Below are 486 nucleotides of genomic sequence, written 5' to 3' on the forward strand. Positions count from 1 at the left end.
ACTACCAATAGTACCTCTTCATACGTGGCTCCCAGATGCTCATGGAGAGGCTACAGCTCCTGTTCATATGCTTTTGGCAGGAATTTTATTAAAGATGGGAGGTTATGCTCTTTTAAGATTTAATGCACAATTATTACCCGTTGCTCATGCTCAATTTGCCCCATTATTAATAGTTCTAGGGGTAGTCAACATAATTTATGCTGCATTAACTTCTTTTGCTCAAAGAAATCTTAAAAGAAAAATTGCATACAGTTCGATAAGTCATATGGGTTTTGTTCTTATTGGTATAGGGAGTTTTAGTAGCCTTGGAACAAGCGGAGCAATGTTGCAAATGGTTAGTCATGGATTAATAGGGGCAAGTTTATTTTTTCTTGTTGGTGCCACCTATGACAGAACAAAGACTCTTAAACTTGATGAAATGAGTGGTGTAGGACAAAAAATGAGAATTATGTTTGCCCTATGGACTGCTTGCTCTCTTGCTTCCTT

The 486-nt window shown here is 37.7% G+C and carries 1 protein-coding gene; it reads left to right on the forward strand.

Features of this window, described 5'->3' with window-relative positions; translation table 11 throughout:
- On the forward strand, positions 1 to 486 hold a 486-nt coding region (locus AMO19_RS00490), incomplete at both ends, for a proton-conducting transporter transmembrane domain-containing protein (protein WP_306452410.1).

The organism is Prochlorococcus marinus (assembly GCF_001180245.1).
GTDB classification, from domain to species: domain Bacteria; phylum Cyanobacteriota; class Cyanobacteriia; order PCC-6307; family Cyanobiaceae; genus Prochlorococcus_A; species Prochlorococcus_A marinus_F.